The following is a 23,547-nucleotide window of genomic DNA, read 5'->3' on the forward strand; positions in this document are numbered from 1 at the left end:
AAGTGGACGTAAAACAAAAAGCCTGTGGAATCGTTCTGGCGGGGACTTGAAGTTATCTGAGTTCAAGTCTAGTCAAGAGGTTGAGAAGCAGGAAATCCTTGGTGTGAACCAGGGAATCTCCCTGCATACCCGATAGGGTTACTGGGAGAGGATGTCAAACTCCTTAACGGCGATCGCCTAACAGTCGATAGCTCTCGAGCAGACGTAAAAACTCCGCGCGATAACCGTTGCGATCGCCACCTCGGGCGCTGTCGGCTAAGTCCCGCACCAACTCGACAGTGGTATTCCCTTTATACTCGGAATCGCGTAGCAACATCCCGAAGCCGGCTACGGCCGCCGCAAAGCGAAAATCCTCCGACGCGCGTTCTAACGATACGCCGCGATCGACCACCGGACGTTCGATTAGCTGCGATTCATCTTCGGTGGGATTTTTATAGCGTAACTTCACGAGCATTAACTCGTCGCTATCGGCGAAATCGCTGGTTTCGCTGGGTTGCTGGTAGCGCAACTCGTCAATTTCGGGCAGTTCTACGTCTAACTCGACACCGACGGGAACGATTTCGTACAACGCGGTGACGGAATGTCCTGCGCCCAACTCTCCCGCGTCGCGGGTGTCGTCGTTGAAGTCTTCATCTTGCAACAGTCGGTTTTCGTACCCGATGAGTCGATACGCTCGCACTCGAGCCGGGTTGAATTCCACTTGAATTTTGACGTCTTTGGCGATCGTGAGCAGCGTACCGCCCAACTCGTTGACGAGGACTTTTTTGGCTTCGAGAATGTTGTCGATGTAAGCGTAGTTGCCATTGCCGTGGTTGGCCAACTGTTCCATTTTGGCGTCTTGCAAGTTCCCGGTGCCGAAGCCCAAGACCGTTAGGAAAATATCGTCGTCTCGTCGGTCTTCGATGAGTCGAATTAATTCGGCTTCGCTAGACACGCCTACGTTAAAATCGCCGTCGGTGGCTAACACGACGCGGTTGTTGCCCTCTTCGACGAACTGCTCTCGTGCCAGTTCGTACGCCAGTTGAATGCCTTCGCTTCCGGCGGTAGACCCTCCGGCTTGCAGTTGGGCGATCGCGTCGAGTATGACATCTTTCTCGTCTCCCGAGGTCGGTTCTAACACGACTCCGGCTGCCCCTGCGTACACGACGATACTCACGGTGTCGTCGGCGTCGAGTTCGTTGACGAGCAACCGAAACGCTGATTTAAGTAAAGGGAGTTTGTTCGGAGCGTTCATCGACCCCGATACGTCGAGGAGAAACACCAGGTTACTCGGGGGTAAGTCTTCGGTGGGGATGGATTTGCCCCGCAAACCGATGCGGACGAGTTGGTGGTTGCGGTTCCAGGGCGCTTCGGAGAGTTCGGTGGTGAGAGAAAACGGCGTGTCTCCTTCCGGTTCGGGGTCGTTGTAGGTAAAGTAATTGATAAGTTCTTCGACGCGCACCGCATCGATGGGCGGCCGCTGTCCGTTGTTGATGAAGCGGCGCACGTTGCTGTAAGACGCCCCGTCTACATCGATGGAAAAGGTGGAAAGCGGGTGGTTGCTGGCACGGCGAAAGCGGTTTTCGTCGATGGGGTTGTAGTCTTCGCGATCGTACGCGCCCATGTCGCCAGATGCCGGACCTCGTGTAGCTCCAGCGGCCATGGGTGGGGCTTGTAGACGTCGAATTTCAGTATCGGATGAATCGCTCTGGGCTTCGCTCGGCGGTGCGTTGGCCGATATACCACCGATCTGTGAAACGAGAGTTTGGAGGGCTTGGTTTTCTTCTGGGGTGAAGAGAGTCCAGAGGTTCGAGCGATTGAATCGCTCCCAACAAACGAGGAGGGCGTTTGCGAGTTCCTGTTCTTGGAGGGGGCGTCCGCTGCGCGTCACGAGGGAACCGTCGCTGTAGCGTACCGCGCAACCATAGCGGTTCGCCATTTCGACAAACGCCCAAATATCGGGGTGTGTCGGTTCTAGGACGGCGGGAAGGGAAGGCGACGTTTGGGCGAGGGTGTCTGGCGATCGCGTCAAGCCGACACCGCCAACGGCGATCGCACCGCTGACAGAGACTGCACACAAGAGTTTGAATAGAGTCGAGCGCATGGTATTTCCTCCTCGAGATCGCGAGATCCTTTTTATATTTTTTGAGTTTCTAATGGGACTGTTTGAAATAGAATTTCCCAGTTTGGAGAGAGTTCCCCTCTCTTCGTACACTTGAAGTACGCTGAATTTCGAGAGATTTCAAAAAAACGTAACGGTTGAGGTTTATGTCTGAGTCGTCTAGTTCTCGCCCCCATGCCACTGTTGTCCTCGCAATGAGTGCTGACGGTAAAATTTCTGACGTGACGCGATCGAACGAAAAGTTTGGTTCTGCGGCAGATTTCGCTCGTTTAGAACAGCAAGTGGCGATCGCTGACGGCGTTATCGTCGGAGCGGGAACGCTGCGAATGGGAGATACGGCTATGCGGGTGATATCGGAGGAATGGTTGGAGTATCGCAAAAAGGAAGGCAAGCCGCCGCAACCGGTGCAAATTGTCTGTACGCGATCGGGCGATCTCGATGCAGGTGCGAAGTTCTTCAGTCAGCCGATTCCTCGCTGGTTGCTGACGACGACGGAAGGGGGCAAACGTTGGCAAAATAATTTAGGATTCGATCGCGTGTTAACGGTCGATGGAACGGATGGTAACGTCGATTTAACGGAGGCGTTTCGACAGTTATACGATCTCGGACTTCGCCGCCTCGCCGTGCTTGGGGGAGGAACGTTTATCGCTGAGTTATTTCGACGACAGCTCGTCGACGAACTATGGTTGACGGTTTGTCCCTATATTTTTGGCGGGAAGGAGGCTCCTACTCCCGTTGACGGAAAAGGCTTTAGTTCGGGGTCGTTTCCCGAGTTGAAGTTACTCGATGTCAATCCGGCAGGAGAGGAAGTCTTTTTACATTACCGCGTCGAGCGATCGATCTAGGCTTTTTCCAGAATTGAAATTATCTAAAACCCCGATATTTGCAAGATACCGGGGTTTTAACCCGTCGAATTTTTTGAGGGTTTGGGATCGAAGCACCTCACGTCAATTTCCAGACTCAATTTTTAAAATTGCATAAAATGAAAGGAGAAGAAAACGTTTAAAACATACTGCGATCGCGTTTTCTTCGCTGTCCGTGCCGTCAACGCCACATCTCGATCGCGGCGATCGCTCCGAGAGCAGACCCCATAAAGCCCCACCCTCGGATGTGACGGATATCACAAGAAGTGTGAGATTTCACACACGAGTTTTCCCGGCCACCTGTCACCCCAGTCCATCGAACGCATCACCGCACTTCACCCGATACCGTCACTGAAGCGATAGTGATTTCAGGAGATAGTAAGACCAACAGACGCGCAGCCCTATTTTTAAAACAAGATGTCAACTCAATTAAAAATGCGTTACGGTTCGATTGACGAGCTTTTTGCCCAAATTTGGCAGTCTGGCTACGTCAACAGCCACGCAAAACGAGTTTTAAAAACTCTGCTCCTCGAACAGTCCTACACCCAAGACGAACAAGCGACGATCGATCGTCTGTTGTACGCAGTACGTCGTGGATGGCTGAAAGTCGGACGCGACACCACCGAACTCAACAACGTACCTTCACTAGAAGAGCTTTTTCGCTTGAGAGCGCCTCGTTCTCGCGTGTACGACAATTAAATAGCGACTCGACGACAACAACCGAATCGTTTCAGCACTAGATCGCATGGAGACCCTCCCCCATGTCAACCGTATATTCCATCCATCTATTTGAAACGGACAGCCCACCAGCGAGCTGTCCGTTTTTTTCAGAGAGCGTACTGATGAAGTAACTCGATTCAGACGACTCTGTTCGATTGAATGCGGAACCCGGGACTTGAACCCGGAAGTCCTTGCGAACACTAGAACCTGAATCTAGCGCGTCTACCAATTCCGCCAGTTCCGCTTATTTTATTTTTTGTGCCGCGGCTTACTATTATGCAGTCAAAGCTCAGTTTTGTCAAGCCTATTTGGGAAGATTATCACCCTCTTATACGGAATCCGCACACCATAGCCCCTTTTAATGCGATCGCCCAAAATTGATTCAAGTTCTTGCGTACAGGGACTTTACGATGAGGGCTGCAAAACAGGGTTTTCCAAACTGGATTCCGTATCACCACCTCACTGGTGACTGGCGACTGGCGACTGGTGACTGAAACACTGCCTCGCGGCTCACTGTTCACTGTTCACTGTAAAAGACTGGCGACTGGTAACTGGCGACTAAAAAAAAGCCACCTCATCTTCTCACCTCAGTTGCGCTGTCTAGGGCGGCTCTCAACTGTCCTCGATGCCGGTCTAGGAGCGATCGCGCGTCGTCGATCGCCAAACCCGACCAATGGACTAATAACGCGAGTTTGACGTGGTTTTGGCAGCGATCGAGCAGGTGCGCCGCCGCTTCCCGCGAGAGTTCCGTTAAATCGACGATGGTGCGAATCGCGCGATCTCGTAGTTTACTGTTCGTGACCGATACGTCAACCATACGGTTTCTGAAGACTTTCCCCAAGCGCACCATCACGCTGGTCGATAAAATATTCAAAACCAGTTTCGTCGCCGTTCCCGCCTTTAACCGCGTCGAACCCGCGAGGACTTCCGGCCCCACCAACAGGCGAATGTCGGCGTCGGCGTCGATCGCCACCTGTTCGACGGGAACGCAGGCGATAAAAACCGTGGTGGCGTGGCGTCGTCTGGCTTCGGCGATCGCTCCGCACACGTAAGGCGTGGTTCCTCCGGCGGTAATTCCTACAACCACGTCCGTCTCGCCAATATTTCGCTGGGCGATCGCAGCTTCCCCATCTTCAGAGCGATCTTCTAACGCTTCCGAACTGCGAACCAACGCGTCTCGCCCTCCAGCGATAATTCCCTGCACCAACTCCGGCGGCGTACAGAAGGTAGGGGGACATTCAGCGGCGTCTAACACCCCCAAGCGTCCGCTGGTTCCCGCCCCGACGTAAAACAATCGTCCGCCCCGTCGTAGGGCGTCTGTCGTCAAATCGATCGCCCGAGCGATCGCCTCCCGAGAAGCCGCCACCGCCTCCACGGTTCGGGCGTCTTCGCGACAGAACAAGTCCACCAACCCCAACGCATCGAGGCGATCGAGATCCTCCGAATTGGGATTGCTCTGTTCCGTCAGTAAATGTCCGCGACTTTCAAACTGATTCATCGAATTCTCGAAAATTTTGTCTTAACCCGTCGCCGTTAAAGCAACCCTTCCAGACGACGGCGAATATCGTCTAACTGGGCGCTCGACATCTCCGAAGCCTCTTCTGGCGACGGTTGCGACGGTGCTTCGGCGCCCTCTTCGTGTTGGCGTTCCCAATCCGTATCGTCCAAGTTCGTCTCCGGCGGCGACAAAAAAATGCGCTCTTCCGCCGACTGCGGAACGAAGCCTTCGGGGATTAACTTCGCCTCGTAATTACAGGTGCCACAGAACTCCTCGATTTCCTCAGAATCGAATTCTTCGACCGTAGGAACGTGGAAATCCTGCGCTTCCAGTAACAGAGCATACCGTTCGGCGTCGTCGCGAGACTCGAACATCATTACGATATTTCGTTCTCTCCCGTCTGGCGTTGCCAAACGAATCGTATGAATACCTTCGTTTTCCGTGCGAGCATTAAACAACAAGACATGGATTCTCATCGTCTCTTCTCCGGATTCTTTCGTTTCTCACTTTATCTGAAATCGATCCCCTAAACCCTCCACTGTCACAGAAGCAGGTTTCTCGCTACGATGTGCGAGGTACAGTATCAAAGCAGAGGAAAGCGTGTTTCAGTCACCAGTGAAGACAGGGAACGGGGAACGGGGAACAGGGAACAGTGTTTCAGTCACCAGTTACCAGTCACCAGTGAAAACAGGGAACGGGGAACAGGGAACAGGGAACAGTTAATAGTTTCTCCCTCTCTCCCTCTCTCCCCCTCTCCCTCTCTCCCCCTCTCCCCCTCGACGCACCGTAAACGCGATCGCCGATGATAGAATCTCCCGAACCGACCCCTCAAAACGAGCCACAACCGCCTCGCAAGCGGTTCCCAAAACTGCGCCTGACCCTCGCGGTACTCTGTTTGACGGGCGTAGCCGGTGGCCTATGGTGGGGATGGCGGTTCGTTCACTTACAACTAGCGCCACTGCTGTCGCGGGAACTGGAAAAACTGTTCGATCGCCCGGTGGTGGTGGGGGAACTCGACAGCTTTTCCCTGACACGGGTGCGCTTTGGTGAGTCTGAAATTCCCGAAACCCCCGAACACCCGAGTCGCGCGGAAATCGACGCCGTCAGCGTGCGCTTCAATCCCCTACAAATTCTCTGGAATCGCACCCTCAGCCTCGACATCGTTATAGAAGATCCCGAAATCACCCTCAATCAAACAGAAGCAGGAGAGTGGGTGACGACACAAATCCGCACGGGGGGCGAACCGGGATTCGTCAAAATCGACTTAGAGACGATCGCCATCGAAGACGGAACGCTGACGCTGCAACCGCAACCCAAAGCGGAGATTTCCCAGGGGAAAACCATCGGAAAAGAGACGAAACGCTTCGTCGAAACGCCCGCACTCCCTCCAGCGGCGATCGTGTTGCGACGCCTCGAGGCGGAAGTAGAATTTGAGGACGAGGGAACGATCGTCTTCGACGCCACGGGCTATCACAACGTCAAAGAACGTCTCAGCGTTCAGGGAGAATACAACCCGGAACTCGAACTCGTTCGCTTGAACCTGTCGGCGCAATATTTAGCGGGAAACGTCGTCGCACCCTGGATTCCCGACGCGATCGATCTCGACGGCGGCGAAATCTTCGGAAATTTGACGGTCGAAATCGCCACGAACGCCCCCGGCGAACTGCCCAATTTACAGGGAAACGTGCGATTTAGCGATCTCGATTTGCAAATTGGCGGCGTTCCCCAAACGATTCGCGATAGTTCCGGACGATTGCGCTTTCGCGACACTCTCATCGCTATTGAGGAAGCCGAGGCGAATTACGGAAACGTCCCGATGCAGGTTCCCCAAGGGGCGTTGAGTTTGGAGGAAGGCTACGAAATCCCGATCGCCGTTCCGCCAATCGAGTGGCAAGTGGTGCAAAATACCCTCGGGGTCGATTTTCCCGTGGAGGTGACGGGGGAACTCGAGGCGGCGTTGAAATTGGTAGGCCCCCTCGAAACCCCGGTGTTAATTGGGGAAGCTCAAACGACGGACGTGGCGATCGTCGATCGCATCCCGTTTTCAGATTTGACCGCTCGGTTTGCGCTATCCACCGCCACTTCGGAATTCGTCATCGAACAACTCAACGCCGTTCCTGAAGGGGGCGGACAGGTACAAGCGGCGGTCAAAGTGCAACTTCCACAAACGTCGGAAGACGCCCCGCAGGTCCTGTCGGAATTTCTGATCCGAGATGCTTCTGCGGACGCGATCGCCCGTCGCTACGAACTCCCCACCACCTCCGACATTGGACGGTTTAACGCTCGCGGTCAGTTCGAGAGTAACGAGGACGGGGCGATCGTACGGCTTCCGATCGTTGAAATCGCTGGAGGTCAAGCCCAGGGAGGAATTCTCCTGGCTGACGATCGCTGGCAAGTGGAACTGGCAACCGAGGGCGTATCCCTCGATAGCGCGTTTCCGACGGAGTTCGTCAATACCTTTGAAGTGGGAAACTACAGCGGAGAGGTGGTTCTCGGCGGCGACTACGAGGCCACAACCCTCGAAGATATCGAAGTGTTGGCGCAGGGGAATTTGGGATTTTTCGGGCAACCGACGCAAGTACAGGCGGTGTTGGCGCGAGGGGGTCAGTGGGAAACGATCCTCGCGGCAGAAAACTTCACCGTTCCTCCCTCGAGGTTAGCCCCGACGCTACAAAACCTCGGGATCGCCCCGCTGTCGGGGAATTTGCGCCTGACGGGGGATCTGTCCTATTTCGAGACGGGAGATTTGGCACAGATTACGGCGGAAACCTCGCTGACGACGGCGATCGCCGGGAGTCAGACGCGCCTCGACGGGCAACTGGCAGGGGGACGGTGGCAAGCAGCGATCGCCAGTGAAGGACTTCCTGTTACGCCCTTCGTCACCCTCCCGCCGGAGTTAGCCCAGTTAGAAATCGGCCGCTTTGCCGGACAAGCGCAAGTGGCGGGAACCCTCGACGCGCTAGAAAACCCCAGTCTCGACAATATCGAAGTGGCGGGAAACGGCCGTCTCGGCGTCGAGGACGGGGCGATCGAGTTGGGTTTCCAGGTGGCGCGGGGACGACTCGAAGGTTCGGCCGTCGGACAGGAAATCGAGATTACGCCGTTGCTTCCCGTCGCGGAATTGGGACGCGTGGCGTTGGCGGGACAGGTGAATTTTACCGCTCCGGTGGCCGACCTGTCCCCCCAAACCGTCACCGCCGAGGGTCAGGTGGCGTTGCTGGCGGAAAACGGCGTGTTAGAGGCAGGGTTCCAAGTGGCGAACGGACGATGGGCGATCGAATCCGAGCAGTTCGCCATTCCCCTCGACCCCTTTATCGATGCCCCCGTGACGCTGACGCCGCTGCAAAATATCGGCAAAGTCGCCCGTCTGTCGGGATCGGTTTCGGACTTGCGCCCGGAAGCGGTGTCGGGTCAGTTTCAGGTGGGGTTTGGGTTCGGCGATTTGAGTCGAGGGAAAGTCGATCCCTCAGAGGTGGGGAACGTGGCGATCGACGCGACGCTGGATAAGGGACAGTGGCGAGCGCAGGTGGTGGCGCGAAATGCCGACCTCGGGGTGTTGTTACCGGCCTACAACACGGACATCGCCACGGCGAACGTACAAGGACAGTTAGGCGCGGCGGTGTTGCTGTCGGGGGGATGGAACGGATTCGTCCCGGCTAACGTGGCCATCGGCGGCGGCGAGGTTCAACTGGCGAATTTACGCCTCAACGATACGGCCTTCGATCCCCTGTTCGTGGGGGCGATCGAATCGGACGAAACGGGCGTAAAAGTAGATTTGCAAGGGGTTCCCGTCATTGTGGACGACGAGCCGGACGAAATTTCAGTATGGCTCGATCGCGACCTGACACTGCGGGAGTTTTCCTTCGACCTCGACGACGCGGAAGCCTCGGGAACCTTAGAAAACGAGGTGTTGCGCTTCGACCTCGACGGGTTGCCCCTGTCTTGGTTTGACGTTCGACCGCCCCTCGATCGCGGGCCGCTTTCGGGTACGCTGTCGCTGAACTTGACCGCCGACTTACCCCGACAGCGCGTGGCGGGATCGGCACGCCTGCTCGATCCGACTTTAGGTTTGACGCAAGCTGACGTTCTTCAGGGACAGTTTTTCTTCGACGACGGCGTTTTAGCATTAACGGACGTGGCGCTGCGGAAAGGAGAGAGTTTCTACCGCTTTAGCGGACGAGTCGGAACCGATGCCAACGCAGAGGTACGCGGCGTTCTCGATATCCAACAGGGACAAATTCAAGACATCTTAACGGCGTTGCGCTGGTTCGACCTCAACGATATCGCCCGAGGACTCGACCCGGCCACCTATGCGGGAACCGACGCGATCGACGTGGCTGCGGTCGGCTTACCGCAAGCACCGATCGTCTGGCAACTGCGCCGTTTGGCGGAAATCGACGCGTTACTGGCACAACAGCGACAGGCGCGGGAAGATGCCTCTCCGCTGCCGGAACTGGAAGCGTTAGCGGGAACCTTTTCGGGTGAGGTGCAGTTGGCCGGATCGGTGAAGTCGGGCATCGATTTCGGCTTTGCACTCGGCGGTGAAGATTGGCAGTGGGAAGATTACGCGATTCACGAAATCGCCATTTCGGGCGAGTTTGCAGACGGTCTGTGGCAGTTGGAACCGTCGGTCGTTCGGGCGAATTTGTCGCCGGATATCGAAACGCGGTTGCAATTTTCGGGGTTAATTGGCGGGCGGGAGCAGTCGGCACAGTTTCAACTGACCGGGTTGCCCGTGTCGGTGGTGTCGGAGTTCGTGACGTTTCCGCCTGCGGTTCAGTTAGACGGCAGTTTCGACGCCAGTGCTACCCTCGCTGGAAGTTTCGAGAATCCCCGCGCTCGAGGCGAGTTACGCTGGACGAACGGACGCATCAACCAACAACCGGTCGTATCGGCACAGGGAGGGTTCGGTTACGACGATGCTCGCTTGAACTTAGGGGGCGCGATCGTTCTGGTCGAACCCGAACCGATCTCGATTCAGGCCAATATCCCGGTGGAATTTCCGGGGGCAACGGTACGACCGGACGATGAGTCGTTTCGGGTGAGCGTGGACGTCGAAAACGAGGGGTTGGCGATTCTCGACGCGCTGACGGGGGGAAGTTTGGCCTGGCGAGGGGGCGAAGGGTCGATGCGGTTGACGGTGGAAGGGGAACGAGTCGGCGGTGGGTTTAATTATTTACCGACGAGTACTCGGGGACTTGCGGAGTTTCGCAACGCGGCCTTCGATTCGCCTCAGCTTCCCGAACCGCTTACCCAGGTTAACGGGGCGATCGAGTTTCGCGACGATACCATCGTCGTACCGGAGTTGATGGGACAGTTCCGTCAGGGATCGGTCAGAGCGATGGGGGAACTACCGTTGTTGTCGCCGCAAGCGGTGGAGATGCCGTTACAGGTGGCGTTCGATCGCGTGGGGTTAAACCTCAAGGGTCTCTATCGCGGCACCATCGACGGTTTGGTGGGGGTGGGGGGATCGGCGTTATTTCCCGAGTTGGGGGGTCAGTTGTTGTTGACGAACGGTCAGATCCTCATTCCCGATCCTTCGACGACGGCGGTGTCGTCAGCGCCCGATCCCGATGCGGTTCCGGAAATCAGCTACGACAATTTAACGTTGGAACTCGGGCGCAACGTCCAGATTATCAGTCCGCCGGTCTTGAATTTCGTCGCGCGAGGCCAGTTGGAACTCAACGGACTCTTCGACAACCCGCAACCGCAAGGAACGATTTTCTTGCAAGACGGCCAGGTCAACGTGTTTACGACGACGTTCAATTTGGCGCGGGGACGCCATACGGCGACGTTTTCTCCGCAGTACGGGAGCGATCCGGTGCTGGACGTGCGTTTGAGGACGGCGGTTCAGGAAACGACTCGCCCCCGTATCGTGTCTCCGGTGGGCTTTAACGAACTCGGAACGACCGCCGAAATTTCCGAACCGGCGATCGAACGGGGGGCGGTGGAAACGGTTCGCATCGAGGCGCGCGTTCGCGGCCGGGCGAGTCGTTTGTTTGAGAATTTGGAGCTGACGAGTTCTCCGTCTCGCACGCAAACGGAAATTTACTCGCTGATCGGGGGCGGGGCGTTGGGAACGTTCGGCCAGCAAGATACGTCGTTGGTGGTGGCCAGTTCGGCGCTGTTGACGCAGGTACAGTCGATTATCGGTCAGGCGTTGGGATATCGCGATTTTCGCTTGTTTCCGGCGGTCGATCCCCGCACGTCGGCGCTGGGATTGGGGGCGGAAGTGGGAGTTAGCATCACGGACGATTTGGCGGTGTCGGTTTTAACGATTCTCGATCGCGACGATTCGACTCGGTTCAGTATTCGCTATCGCATCGACGATAATTGGCTGATTCGCGGTTCGACGAATTTCGAGGAGGACAATCGGGCGGTGGTGGAGTATCAGTTGCGATTTTAGCGGCTTCACGCCTGTGAAATGTTTTTTTGGCGATCGCTGTCACATGGGCGAGCGGTTCTGCACTATTGAGTGACACGGTCGAACGAACAGGCTCGAGTTTCACGATCGATCCGATCTCGAAGCGATCGTGATGATGTGTTTCGACAGTGCGAGACGGTTAAAACGATAGAGAGTTTTTAAAGTCTGTCTCAGGGGAACGCGATTTATAGGATGTAATGCTATGTCTGGAAATATGTCTGGTAAACCTTTGGAAGATACGCCACTGACGGTTACGCCCGAACGGTTACGTTTGTTTCGCGAGTACTGTTATCTTGCTTCTCGTCCTTCACTGTCCGATGACCAATGCGATCGCATGGCCGAACTTCTCGAACGGGCGGAAATGGATAGTTGGCTGAATTTTTGGATCTGCGAAGCCGATCGCTTTTTCGTGCGTTTTTTGCAGTTAGGCGATCGCTCTTCGCTCGAACTGTCTGAAGATCGGTTATCGCGCTTGCAGGAATACGTTGCGGTTCCCGATGATGCAACGGTCGGTGTGTGGTCGGGCGAACTGAAACAGCGGGTTTCGCTGTCGTTAATGGAAGTCCAAGAAACGCTGAAACAGTGTGGCTTCGATCCGGGGAAAATCGACGGTCACGGCGGGCAAAAATTGGTCGAGGCTCTCAAACATTTTCAGCGCGATCGCCATCTCGACCCCGATGGCATCCCCGGTAAACAAACTCAAGAAGCTCTAGGGTTGCTTTGAGGGGATCGAAGGACTCGTACTGACCGTCAAATGTCTCGAACGCGTTCGACAGCCTATGGTTATGGGCTGTTTTTTTATGCGACAGTCTGCGATCGCACTCGATCGAGTCACGTTTTTAAAGTTCGCTCACTATTAAATAGTACGGATTGAGAGAGATTGCGATTATGTTGCCCGATCGTTACAACCACCAGGTTCTAGAATGTCCGAAATGCGGTCGTTTGGGATTCGTTCCTTACAACAACGATTCGTATAAATGCGTATACTGCAATCACAAACATAGCTTGAACGAAAATGGAGACTGGGAAATGCCAAACATAGCCTTTTTTATTTTGTTAGTGATGGGAGCTTTAGTGATGGCACTTTCTTAAGATGATAGGGCGTCGGTGCGTTATGCGGGTATTTTATCGATTCGACTGCCACTAACTTTTACATCTTGCTAACGTACCCAGCCCGATGAGGCAACAGCATACGGAATCCGAACCTAAAACAGAGGTTTTTACGACCTATAACTTTAGTTTTTTTATCTTTTCTGTTTCTGTGTTTAACTGTTTTTAAACTGGAGTTTTTAAAATAATTCTGTATCGTTCGGCACTTATTCGTGTCTTTAATATCGAAATTTGCTAAAATTTTAAAAAAATGGCGTTCGTTATTGAAAAAAACCTGTTATTATGCGAAATTCACAAACAGAAATTCGACCGATCTCAGATTGTAGCTCGGTCTAAAACCATAATTTGAGTGTTTGTAGAATTGACAGGATCTCGAGCGTAACGCTACGCTAAATTTCGGAATTGAATTAAGTGTAAACTCGGACAACGAACGTTTAACACGACCGAAGGCGATCGTAAAGCTGACCCAAACGAAGCACTGCGCGAGATCCCCGTTTTCGTAACGCCTCCAACGTCAAGCAAGTGCCTTCGAGTTGGAACCAGCGATCGCGAACTTCTGCCCAAGACAGTTTTTGAACGATGTGCCAATCGATTAATTGTCGATCGGTTCTCGACAGTTGGCGATAGGCGGCGATGACTGCCCGAAGATCGGCTTGAATTTCTTCTTCAGCGACTAAACTGTCTAAACCGTACTGCTTCGGATCGCGCGTGAGGCTATCCTGTTCGGTGAGTTCGCTATAAGATACTCGACTTAAACGCTGTAGGTCTCGGCTTTTTTCACGAACGATATTGAAGGCGGTCGTACGAATCCAGGCTTTGGGGTTGAAAATTTCTTCACCTCTGTGAATTTTCTTCACCCCTCGAGAATAGGCTTCGATGAGAATATCGATTTCGTCGCAACGGTCGTACAGGTTAAATTGATAGAGATAGCGACGAATTGCGCTGAAAAGCGAGTAAGCATACGGATTCTTCGGTTTGAGTAATGCTTCTACTGCTCGATCGAAACGTTGTCGGTCTATGGAAGCAAACGATGGAACTTGCATTAGTTTTGCAATCCTGACTTCAAATAAATAGTGAGACAACTCCCCCAAACGTGACAGGATTCGCGTTCGCCTATTTATCCTCAGATCGGATGTCAACGAATGAAATTCGGGTGAAGTTTTAGTTACATTTTTTAAAATCGAACGAAATGCGATCGCCAATCCAACATTTCTAACCCTTTTGTTTTCGTTCGACTTGACACACTAAAAAAATAGCTCGATCGCCCAAAAAATAAGAAAAAAGACAACAAAATTAATTGAAGAATTTTATAGGTTTGCAATACTCTAGAGACAATTTCGTTTTTTTGCTATAATAGAAGATTATTGAGTTTAAAATATACCTCCAGCTCAAAGATCGAAATAAGCTGTCCGTTTAACAAATGAGTCTCGATCGCGCCGTTTCAGCCGCGCCATCTCACAATATTATTTAAATCTTCCTCCGACCAGCGATCGTAATATCCCGTATCGGCCAGGCGATCGCTGGCGGCTCGTAAATGACTTGCCTTCTGCACCAACACCAGGGCATATTTACCGTTACTCGTGTTCGTATGGCTGGTAGTGGTGGCGGGATGGTTGGGATAATCGACCAACGCCACGAGATCGTATCGCGCGAGTTGGGCGTTGGCGCAGCGAACCCGGCGATCGAGAACGCCTGCGTCGATGTCGTCGGGGGAACAGGCGAGAATCGAAACATCGAGGCGATCGCTCCAAGTTTCGGCCACCTCCACGAGCTGAATTTCGAGTTTATCGATCTCGAAGTCTCGAACCTCGACGCGATTCTCTAACCACGCTTGTTGACTGAACGGACAAGGCGGCAACCCAGCAAAATGGGGATGCGGAACGCTGAGAAAGTTGGAAATCCAGGCTCGAATCTGTTGGCGCAAATCCTCAAGTTCGATCGGTGTCATACGTTCTCAAAGCAATTACGCAAAAATTATAATCGACGGCGATCGCCCGACCTCACACCAGGCAACCCGATACAATATCTGCGTTTGAGAAATTCCTCGAGACCAGCTTTCAAAACATATCGATCCGCCCGTAACCCAATGTCCCTCTCCATACAACTTCCCCCACCCCTCCAACCCGGCGACCTCCTCGTTAGCATCGCACCGAGCGGTTGCGTTCGTGACAAAAACGCCTTTGAAGCCGGTGTCGATCTTTGGCGTTCCCAAGGCTATCGGGTCGAAATCTCGGGGATCGACGATCGCCACGGCTATCTCGCCGGAACCGACGCTCGACGACGCGATCGCCTATCTAGCGCCCTCAGCGATCCCGAGGTAAAGGGAATTCTCTACGCCAGAGGCGGATACGGCGGAACGCGACTCCTCGAATCCTGGAATTGGAACGCGGCGACAACTCCGAAATGGTCGATCGGATTTTCTGACATCACCGCTCTACTGTGGAGTTGGGCGAAACAGGGGATTTCCGGGGTTCACGGGCCGCTGCTGGCCACGTTAGCCCAGGAACCCCAGTCCTCTCAAAACCGACTGTTCGATTGGGTTTCCGGTGGAGCGATCGCCCCGTTAACCGGTCGGGGGTGGGGCGGCGGAACCGCCATCGGACGACTGTTTCCCGGCAATCTAGCTGTGGCCACGCACCTCATCGGAACTCCCCACGAACCGGATTTGACGGGGGCGATTTTAGCCTTTGAAGATATCGGCGAAGCCCCCTATCGCATCGATCGCCTGTTAACCCACTGGCGAATGTCGGGGCGTTTCGACACCATCGCCGGAATCGCCCTGGGACGCTTCAGCCGCAGCGATGTCACCGTTCCCAGTTTCACCGCCGAGGAAGTGCTGCGCGATCGCCTGTCGGATTTAGGCGTTCCCGTCGTCTCAGACTTACCCTTCGGTCACGACGGGACGAACTGCGCCTTACCCGTGGGAGTCGTCGCCGAACTCGACGGCGATCGCGGTTTGCTCGCGATTTGTCCTCGTTAAGTTTCACGCCGAGCCGTAGAGGGATTTTACCCAGTCCCACTCGCGACGCAATCCCTCCTCGATCGACACCTTCGGAGCGTAACCGATGAGTTTTTGCGCCTTCGACACGTCCGCACTGGTATGGCGAGCGTCTCCTTTCGAGCTTTCTTGGTAGTCGATGCGAATCGGTTTCCCGACGATTGTCTCGATCGTCTCGATGGTTTGCTTGAGGCTGACGCGGCTTCCACCACCGATATTAAACACTTCCCCCACCGCCTCGGGTGCCGACGCCGCCGCCAGGTTAGCCGCGATCGCATCTTCAATAAAGGTAAAGTCCCGCGTTTGCTGGCCGTCACCGTAAACGGAAATGGCTTCCTCCTTCAACACCGCTTTTAAAAACTTATGAAACGCCATATCGGGGCGCTGTCGCGGTCCGTAAACTGTAAAGTAGCGCAGCGACACGGTCGGTACGCCATAGTTAGCGTGATAGAGTCCACAGAGATGTTCGGCAGCCAGCTTCGTGACGCCGTAGGGAGAAACCGGTTTGGGAAGGATACTTTCAGAGGTGGGGAAGGAAGCGGCGTTTCCGTACACCGAAGAGGAAGATGCGTAAACGAAGCGATCGAGCGAGGCGTTTTTCGCCGCTTCGAGCAGAACCTGCGTGGCGTTGATATTGCGTTCGGTGTACGCACGAAATCCTTCCCCCCAACTGGCGCGAACCCCCGCTTGTGCGGCTTGGTGATAGACCACGTTCACGCCGTCGAGAAGTGCGTTCCAGTCGAGCGCTTGCACGTTGTCTTCGATGAGTTGAAAGTTAGAACGTCCGAGAGCAGCAGCAATATTTTTTCGTTTGATGGCGGGATCGTAGTAGTCGTTAAACTGATCGACGCCGATGACAGTTTCTCCGCGATCGAGTAAGGTCTCGACGAGGTGAGATCCGATAAATCCTGCTGCGCCTGTGACGACAACTTTCACCATTTTTGTGGGGGGGTTAACTCATCGGCTCAATGGTATCCGCTCTCTCGGCAAGTGTCAATTGAAATTCACTCAATATGTTAGCTAAAAAACAATGATAAAATCTTAAAAAAAATCGAAACTATTAAATACAAAATTGATTTTTTGAATGCCAGTTATTGTATTGTCTAAACTCAACACAAACAGCGATCGCCCCAACTGTTATTAACTCTCAACGATCGATTATCCGAGAGTTTGGTACGATGGGCGAGGTTAGCCGTCTTTTTCCAACTCACCTCATGGCGAACGTTTCTCCCCTGACGACTTTAGCGATCGCGTATTTAGGCCCTGCGGGAACCTATACTGAAGCCGCAGCGCTGGCCTATTCCAGTTGGCTCGATCGCTGCGATCGCTTGCAATGTCAACTGTCTCCCTACTCTAGCATTCCTCAAACTTTTCGATCGCTCGAACGAGAAGAAGTTCAACTGGCTGTCGTTCCCGTAGAAAACTCCATTCAGGGGAGCGTAACCATCACCCTCGATACCCTTTGGCAGCGAGAAACGCTACAAGTCCAACAAGCCTTAGTGCTTCCCATTCACCACGCCTTAATTTCTCGTTCCGTATCGCTCGATGGCGTCGAAACCGTCTACTCTCACCCGCAAGCCCTCGCCCAGTGTCAGAAATGGTTAGAACGCAACCTTCCTCACGTGAAGCTGCGATCGACCAATTCCACCACGGAAGCCTTACAGTATCTCGGTGAAGATTCGACCCTCGCAACGATCGCTTCAGAACGCGCCGCACAACTCTACAATTTGCCGATTTTAGCCCATCCGATTAACGACGCTGCCGAAAACTGTACGCGGTTTTGGGTGGTGCGTTCTCCTCATTTAAAACCCGAACTCCCCATCGCTCCGGGTTCGCAATACGTCTCGATCGCCTTCAGCCTTCCAAAAAACGCACCGGGCGCTCTCCTAAATCCCCTACAAGTTTTAGCTCGCTGGGATATTAACATGAGTCGTATCGAATCTCGCCCGACTAAGCGATCGCTCGGAGAATATCTCTATTTTATCGACTTTGAAGCGGACAGCGGCGATGGGGTTTGGAAAGAAGCCCTCGCCGAACTGTCCCACTATACGGAAATTTTAAAAGTGTTCGGAAATTATACCGTTTTGCAGTGCGACGAATTGGTAGGATTAGAGATCGAGTAGCCGGCGATCGACGCAGGGGGACAGTGCGTCCTCGAATCGGCAAGTTTTAAACTCTAGACTACAGCAATCCCCCAAATTAATCTACTCGTTAAGTTGCTCTGGATCGACGGAATCCGTTGAATTTTGACTAGAAAACAATCCCAGTAACGGAGCCAACAGCGCACCAAAAACGAAGCCTCCAGCGTGCGCCCAATAGGCCACCATATTTTGCATGCTACCGACGTGAACTTGAACTTCAAAACTGGCAATACCGTTAAAGGCTTGTTGGACGAACCAAAACCCCAAGAAAAATAGAGCCGGAACGCGCACGGTAAAGAAGAAAAAGCCCAAAGGAATTAAGGTGATAATTCTCACTTGTGGAAAGCGGAAGATATACGCCCCCATCACCCCGGCGATCGCACCGCTGGCACCCAACGTCGGAACGGTAGAAGTAGATTCAAAAAACCATTGAACCAGGGAAGCGAGAATTCCGCAGACAATGTAGAAAATCGTAAAGTTAAAACGTCCGAGTTCTTCTTCTATATTGTTACCAAAAATCCACAGATATAGCATATTAAAGCCAACGTGGAGGATGCTACCGTGGAGAAATTGCGCGGTGACGAGGGTTAACGGTTCGGGAAATACAGAGTCGGTGGCGATACCGCGCAGGCTTTGACTGAATTCTTGGGGAACGAAGGCGAACTCGTGCATGAATTGACTGAGTTGTCCCGAACTCAGAAGGAATTCACCGAGAAAAACGACGAGGTTGATGACAATTAGAGTATAGGTAACGACTGGCGTAATTTGAACGGGATTTTCATCTTTTAAAGGAACCATACGTGAGATGCGGTGTTTTACAAAACGTCATGACAGCCAAGTGAAGGCAACAGGGAATCGTACCAGTGTGGGACGGGGATTTAACCGGGTCTCACACGATCGCCCCAAGGATCGGGGCTTCTGACCCCTCGGTAGGTCGAGAAAACGAACCGGAAACTCTTCGAGAGTATCTAACCCAAACCCTTTACTGTTGCCCGTTGCCTGTTTTCTGTTCCCTCGACTGAAGGTCGGTGAATAGCTCGACCATACCGAAGTCGAGTCGATGTCGGCATCTGGCGTAAGGTAGATCTCGATCGCCTGCTGCGCGAGAGTTGGAGTTACGGTTGGATGTCGAGAGAGCGATCGCCGGTGTCGCCGCGAGCGTCCTTGGCTTTGGCGAGTAATTCCACCGCATCGGCGAGGGCGCTGGTGAGATCGGCGCGGGTTTTGGCGCGATTGGCTTTCTCGGCTTCTAAGGCTTCGATGAGTTCTGCGACTTGTCCTTGCAGGCGATCGCGTTGCAAGCAGGCTTCGACGTATTTTTCTTGTAACGCGTCGGGCGTTAACCGAGCGATATCCTCTTCGGCGCGATTGCGGGTTTCGGCGTCTAAGACTAAAGGGCGATCGCTGCGACGGTCGAGTTCGGCTTGAAGGCGATCGATGCGTTCTCGCGCCGTTTCCGCCTCGCGACGGCGTTGTTCGGCTTCAGTGTTGTAAAGCTGTCGCCAGTGTTCGGCGCTAGCTTCGGTGTCGGCGATCGCTTGCTGGGCGTCTGCGAGTTGCTGTCGCAAGGCGGCGATTTCAGCTAGCCATTGTGTCACCTCTCGGGTGAGTTTTTCGGGATTGTCCATAAGTTCGATCGAGCGTTTGAGCGGCGATGGGGTGATCTCGATACATGGCGACGGTTAACCCATTATCCCTCAACATCTCTCAACCGATGATGCGTTTGAGAAGGCTGAGTTGCCATTGATGATAGGGCGCGTAACGCCAATTGAGATCGAACCAGAGTCCTTTGTTGAGGACGCTTTTGAAATGGGAGAAGGTATCGAAACTGGCTTTTCCGTGATAGCTTCCCATTCCGCTGTCGCCGACGCCGCCAAAGGGGAGATCGGAAACGGCCAGGTGCATGACAGTGTCGTTGACGCAGGCTCCGCCGGAGGAAGTCTCGCGCAAGACGCGGTTTTGGAAGGGTTTGTTGTTAGAAAAGACGTAGAGGGCGAGGGGTTTGGGACGAGAAACGACGCGATCGATGGCGTCGTCGAGACTGTCGTACTCTAAAACGGGTAGAATCGGGCCGAAAATTTCGTCTTGCATCACCGGATCGTCCCAGGATACGTTATCGAGGACGGTGGGGGCGATGTAGCGATCGCTGCGATCGCACGATCCGCCGACGACAATCTCAGCATTTCCGGTGTTTTCCAGTAACGAGGCGACGCGATCGAAATGGCGATCGCTCACCATGCGACAGAAATCGGGACTTTTGGCGGGATCGTCGCCGAAAAACTCGCGGACTTGCTGGCGCACCGCTTCGAGCAGTCGGGGTTTAACGCGGCGATCGACGAGCAGGTAATCCGGCGCGACACAGGTTTGTCCGGCGTTGATAAACTTTCCCCAAACAATGCGTTTGACAGCAACGTCGAGTTTCACGTCCGCATCGACGATACAGGGGCTTTTTCCGCCGAGTTCCAGGGTAACGGGGGTGAGGTGTTTCGCCGCCGCTTCCATGACGATCTGGCCGATGCGGGTTCCCCCAGTAAAAAAGATTTTGTCGAATTTCTGTTCGAGGAGAGATTGACTGGTTTCGACGCCGCCTTCGATGGCGGTGACGTATTCAGGGGGAAAGGTCGAGCGAATCAAGTCACTGACGACGGCTGCGGTGTGGGGGGCAATTTCCGAGGGTTTGAGAACGGCGCAATTTCCCGCCGCGATCGCGCCGACGAGGGGACTCATCGTCAGTTGAAACGGGTAGTTCCAGGGGGCGACGATTAGCACGACGCCCAACGGTTCGGGGTGAATGCGGGCGCGAGACGGAAACTGATCGAGAGAGGTGGATACCCGTTTGGGTTTCGCCCAAGATTTCAGGTGTTTGATGGCGGTGTTGACTTCGGCGATGGAGGCGATTTCGAAATAGGCTTCAAATTCCGGGCGGCGCAAGTCAGCCCCGACTGCTTCGACGATTCGGTCTCGGTAGTCGAGAATCGCGTGTTTGAGGCGTTTGAGTTGTTCGAGGCGGAAATTTACGTCTTTGGTTTTGCCCGTCGCGAAGAACGCCCGTTGCGCTCGGACGCGATCGCCGACTGACGATGGAGTGTGCGGCGATGGAGTTTGCACCGATTCCATAGTTTCCCTCTAAAACGCAGCGAGCGAGACACCCGAAGGCATCTCACTCCCCATTGTAAAGAACGGTTTCGAGAACCGCTGAAAAAACGGCGGCGATCGCGCGGTCGGTCTGTTTGCCTATTTCCCCTCTTGCATGAGGCGTTGCAGGGTACTCAATCCGCGTTTCACGCGCCGCGAAACCGTTACGGAACTGATTCCCAAGCGTTCTGCTGTTTCCTTCTGCGTGAGATCGTGGAGAAATACGAATTCTAAAACTTTGCAGGTTCCAGCCTCTAGCTTCGCGAGGGCTTGTTGTAGCAAAATCCGATCCTCTTCCGCCAGTTGAAAGCTGCGATACTTGCGATCGGGAACCGTCGCGCCGAGGGAAATCGTTTGTTCGTCCTCGTCAGAAATCGGAGCGTCTAGACTAAGCGGCGAGCGGTTGCGCCAACTCAGTTGAACGTCTTGCCATTCTTTAAGAGACACGCCGAGTTCGCTGGCGATTTCTTCGTCCGTCGGCATCCGTTGGAGGTCGTTGTAGAGTTGTTGGACGACCTTGTTGGCTTGCCGTTGCAGCGTCAACCACTGACGGGGAATTTTCATCGACGGGCTGCGATCGCGCAGGTAGTGTTGAATTTCTCCGCGAATATACGGAATAGCAAACGAGCTAAAGGCGTGACCTTTAGACAAGTCAAAACGTTCGATGGCGCGGATCAGCCCCAAACACCCGACTTGTAATAAATCGTCGTAGGTTTCCGAACATTGCTGGCGCCAATGGTGGACTTCTTTACGAACTAAACCGATATTCAGTTGAACGAGTTGGTTGCGAAGCTGGGTCGAAGGAGACTGTTGGTACTGGCTCAGCAGCTCCAAGCTTTCGTTTTTGAGTGCCCTAGATTCTTTTATAGTCATGGTGACATAGGGTGAGTCAAGCAATTCCCGAAGTTTGTAGATGCAATGGAGAGAAAAGTTGCCGCAATCGAAAACGATTGATTCTAGCACTAATTCGATCGTATCACATCTATTTTGGGTGTCGAGAACGTAAAAATACGTAGATCCTGGGTGGTTCTGACGCGAGTATAGAGTTTGATTGTTTAGAATACAATTGGATGTTACAAAATATTAATCTTCGAGATGCAACTCACCTATTTAGATAGTAATTCCTGGTCGATCGAGATCGCTGGGGTGAACGTACTCCTCGATCCGTGGCTCGTCGGGCCGTTAGTATTCGGGAACCTACCGTGGTTGTTCAAAGGGACTCGTCGCAAAGCGAAAACGATTCCCACGCAAATCGACGTTATCCTATTGTCTCAGGGGTTAGAAGACCACGCCCACCCGCCGACGTTAGAACAACTCGATCGCTCGATTCCCGTCGTCGGATCGGCCGGTGCGGCTAAAGTCGCGAAAAAACTGGGTTACACTGACGTTACGGCATTATCTCACCGTCAAATTTACACCGTGGGCGATCGCCTGCAAATCCAAGCCGTTCCCGGTTCGCCCATCGGCCCGACGACGGTTGAAAACGGCTATCTCCTCACCGACTTACAACACAATATTCGCCTGTACTACGAACCCCACGGCTACCACGACGACATGTTACAGAGTATCGGCTCGGTGGAGGTTGTCATTACCCCGATCGTCAACCTCGAACTTCCATTCGTGGGGCCGTTCATCAAAGGTCGAGAGAGCGCCTTGGAGGTGGTGAAATGGCTCAAACCGAGGTATATCCTACCGACAGCGGCCGGTGGCGATGTAGATTTTGAAGGGTTGCTGGTGTCGGCGTTGCGGGCTGTGGGAACCCTCGAGAGCTTTCGCGCCTTACTCGAGCAACATCACTTAGAGACGGAAGTTATCGATCCCACCCCCGGCGTTCCCGTAGAACTGTCGTTTCCGGCGGTGGAGGGAACGTCATCCGTTCGGGGTGAAGCGTGATGTATCGATCGCTGCGATCGCGAGAAGACTTGTAGAACGTCGAGGCGAACGGGCGAACCCCTCTAATTTTCGGCGAGCCAACATCCGCTAACAGACGAGAATAGACCCGATTTCGTTCGATCGAGGCGATATTGGGCGATCGCCATTGATACGGACAGCCAAGCAACGGTTAAGATTTTCTGCATGGTTTTTCTACTCTCTTCCTCACATTTCAAACCAAGGGGCGATTGCGTAGTGGGTTAGAAATTTTGGCGGCGATCGCACAAGTCAGTCTCGGGCATAGAATTCGCAAGCGTGGCGGTACTGTTCGGGTTAGAAACGACAGATGGTTTCGGGCTGCACGGGACAGGTGCGATTTCCGATCGGATTGTCGCGGAGTACGAGGTTTTCCAAATTGGTTAGACTGTCTAATGGCGAAACATCCTCAATTTGATTGCCTTCGAGGAAAAGCTCTTTCAGACTAGTCAACCCCGTCAACGGCGAAACATCCTCGATTTCATTGCCATGAAGCCAAAGCCCTTCCAGATTGGTTAAACTCGACAACGGTGAGACATCTGCAATTTGATTTTCATCAAGCCAAAGCCCTCTGAGAGCGGTCAAACTCGCCAATGGCGCAAGATCCTCGATTTCATTGCCATTAAGCTTAAGCAATCCCAGATTGCTC

At 53.7% G+C, this 23,547-nt stretch carries 20 protein-coding genes and 1 tRNA gene; 8 read left to right on the forward strand and 13 right to left on the reverse strand.

Annotated elements, in window-relative coordinates:
• Positions 1–163: 163 nt before the first annotated feature.
• Positions 164–2,083 (reverse strand): vWA domain-containing protein, encoded by a 1,920-nt coding sequence (locus tag POG22_RS13105; RefSeq protein ID WP_498905731.1) that lies wholly within the window; start codon positions 2,081–2,083, stop codon positions 164–166.
• A 164-nt stretch (positions 2,084–2,247) separates the two neighbouring features.
• Between POG22_RS13105 and POG22_RS13110 the strand changes: the two genes are divergently transcribed.
• Positions 2,248–2,946: a RibD family protein gene (locus tag POG22_RS13110; RefSeq protein ID WP_498905733.1), complete on the forward strand. Its 699-nt coding sequence runs from the start codon at positions 2,248–2,250 to the stop codon at positions 2,944–2,946.
• Between the two features lie 435 nt (positions 2,947–3,381).
• Positions 3,382–3,663, forward strand: a complete 282-nt coding sequence (locus POG22_RS13115) for a hypothetical protein (protein WP_192816709.1) — start codon at positions 3,382–3,384, stop codon at positions 3,661–3,663.
• A 181-nt stretch (positions 3,664–3,844) separates the two neighbouring features.
• Here the strand turns inward: POG22_RS13115 and POG22_RS13120 are convergent.
• The 3 genes from POG22_RS13120 to POG22_RS13130 form a co-directional block, all read right to left on the reverse strand.
• Positions 3,845–3,928: transfer RNA gene (locus POG22_RS13120), tRNA-Leu, on the reverse strand.
• A gap of 330 nt (positions 3,929–4,258) precedes the next feature.
• Positions 4,259–5,182 (reverse strand): N-acetylmuramic acid 6-phosphate etherase, encoded by a 924-nt coding sequence (murQ, locus tag POG22_RS13125; RefSeq protein WP_498905735.1) that lies wholly within the window; start codon positions 5,180–5,182, stop codon positions 4,259–4,261.
• 35 nt (positions 5,183–5,217) lie between these two features.
• Positions 5,218–5,658, reverse strand: coding sequence for a DUF3110 domain-containing protein (locus POG22_RS13130; protein ID WP_026097933.1), 441 nt, complete (start codon positions 5,656–5,658; stop codon positions 5,218–5,220).
• 326 nt (positions 5,659–5,984) lie between these two features.
• Between POG22_RS13130 and POG22_RS13135 the strand changes: the two genes are divergently transcribed.
• The 3 genes from POG22_RS13135 to POG22_RS13145 all read left to right on the forward strand — a co-directional run bounded on the left by POG22_RS13135 (position 5,985) and on the right by POG22_RS13145 (position 12,698).
• A complete protein-coding gene (locus tag POG22_RS13135; RefSeq protein ID WP_498905737.1) occupies positions 5,985–11,588 on the forward strand; it encodes a translocation/assembly module TamB domain-containing protein in 5,604 nt (1,867 codons plus the stop codon).
• Between the two features lie 232 nt (positions 11,589–11,820).
• Complete coding sequence (locus tag POG22_RS13140; RefSeq protein ID WP_498905739.1) at positions 11,821–12,330, forward strand: peptidoglycan-binding domain-containing protein; 510 nt, start codon at positions 11,821–11,823, stop codon at positions 12,328–12,330.
• Positions 12,331–12,494: 164 nt separating this feature from the next.
• A complete protein-coding gene (locus tag POG22_RS13145; protein ID WP_017662986.1) occupies positions 12,495–12,698 on the forward strand; it encodes a hypothetical protein in 204 nt (67 codons plus the stop codon).
• A 452-nt stretch (positions 12,699–13,150) separates the two neighbouring features.
• On the opposite strand, the gene POG22_RS13150 is transcribed toward POG22_RS13145, so the two are convergent.
• Positions 13,151–13,759, reverse strand: coding sequence for an RNA polymerase sigma factor (locus POG22_RS13150; protein ID WP_144054032.1), 609 nt, complete (start codon positions 13,757–13,759; stop codon positions 13,151–13,153).
• Positions 13,760–14,157: 398 nt separating this feature from the next.
• A complete protein-coding gene (locus POG22_RS13155) occupies positions 14,158–14,664 on the reverse strand; it encodes a hypothetical protein (protein WP_498905742.1) in 507 nt (168 codons plus the stop codon).
• A gap of 138 nt (positions 14,665–14,802) precedes the next feature.
• On the opposite strand from POG22_RS13155, the gene POG22_RS13160 reads away from it, so the two are divergent.
• Positions 14,803–15,696, forward strand: coding sequence for a S66 peptidase family protein (locus POG22_RS13160; protein ID WP_498905744.1), 894 nt, complete (start codon positions 14,803–14,805; stop codon positions 15,694–15,696).
• A gap of 3 nt (positions 15,697–15,699) precedes the next feature.
• Here POG22_RS13160 and POG22_RS13165 read toward each other — a convergent pair whose 3' ends face one another.
• Positions 15,700–16,653, reverse strand: a complete 954-nt coding sequence (locus tag POG22_RS13165; RefSeq protein WP_498905746.1) for an NAD-dependent epimerase/dehydratase family protein — start codon at positions 16,651–16,653, stop codon at positions 15,700–15,702.
• 275 nt (positions 16,654–16,928) lie between these two features.
• Between POG22_RS13165 and pheA the strand changes: the two genes are divergently transcribed.
• The gene (gene pheA, locus POG22_RS13170) at positions 16,929–17,837 is read left to right on the forward strand and encodes a prephenate dehydratase (RefSeq protein WP_498905748.1); all 909 of its coding nucleotides are present in this window, start codon (positions 16,929–16,931) and stop codon (positions 17,835–17,837) included.
• 81 nt (positions 17,838–17,918) lie between these two features.
• Here pheA and POG22_RS13175 read toward each other — a convergent pair whose 3' ends face one another.
• From POG22_RS13175 to POG22_RS13190, 4 genes are all read right to left on the reverse strand, one after another.
• Complete coding sequence (locus POG22_RS13175) at positions 17,919–18,653, reverse strand: rhomboid family intramembrane serine protease (RefSeq protein ID WP_017662993.1); 735 nt, start codon at positions 18,651–18,653, stop codon at positions 17,919–17,921.
• A 317-nt stretch (positions 18,654–18,970) separates the two neighbouring features.
• Positions 18,971–19,483 carry a hypothetical protein gene (locus POG22_RS13180; RefSeq protein WP_498905751.1) on the reverse strand — a complete coding sequence of 171 codons (513 nt, stop codon included), beginning with the start codon at positions 19,481–19,483 and terminating at the stop codon, positions 18,971–18,973.
• 79 nt (positions 19,484–19,562) lie between these two features.
• A complete protein-coding gene (locus POG22_RS13185; RefSeq protein ID WP_498905753.1) occupies positions 19,563–20,972 on the reverse strand; it encodes an aldehyde dehydrogenase in 1,410 nt (469 codons plus the stop codon).
• A 117-nt stretch (positions 20,973–21,089) separates the two neighbouring features.
• Positions 21,090–21,863: an RNA polymerase sigma factor SigF gene (locus tag POG22_RS13190; protein WP_498905755.1), complete on the reverse strand. Its 774-nt coding sequence runs from the start codon at positions 21,861–21,863 to the stop codon at positions 21,090–21,092.
• Positions 21,864–22,085: 222 nt separating this feature from the next.
• Here POG22_RS13190 and POG22_RS13195 point away from each other — a divergent pair, with 222 nt between their 5' ends.
• Positions 22,086–22,883 carry an MBL fold metallo-hydrolase gene (locus POG22_RS13195; RefSeq protein ID WP_498905757.1) on the forward strand — a complete coding sequence of 266 codons (798 nt, stop codon included), beginning with the start codon at positions 22,086–22,088 and terminating at the stop codon, positions 22,881–22,883.
• Positions 22,884–22,945: 62 nt separating this feature from the next.
• Here the strand turns inward: POG22_RS13195 and POG22_RS13200 are convergent, their stop codons facing one another.
• Together POG22_RS13200 and POG22_RS13205 are read right to left on the reverse strand one after the other, a co-directional pair.
• Positions 22,946–23,068, reverse strand: coding sequence for a hypothetical protein (locus POG22_RS13200; protein ID WP_498905759.1), 123 nt, complete (start codon positions 23,066–23,068; stop codon positions 22,946–22,948).
• Between the two features lie 127 nt (positions 23,069–23,195).
• A partial coding sequence (locus POG22_RS13205; protein ID WP_498905761.1) for a leucine-rich repeat domain-containing protein occupies positions 23,196–23,547 on the reverse strand: 352 nt, incomplete at its 5' end.

This window comes from Geitlerinema sp. CS-897, from assembly GCF_028368005.1.
Taxonomy (GTDB): Bacteria; Cyanobacteriota; Cyanobacteriia; order Cyanobacteriales; family Geitlerinemataceae; genus Baaleninema; species Baaleninema simplex.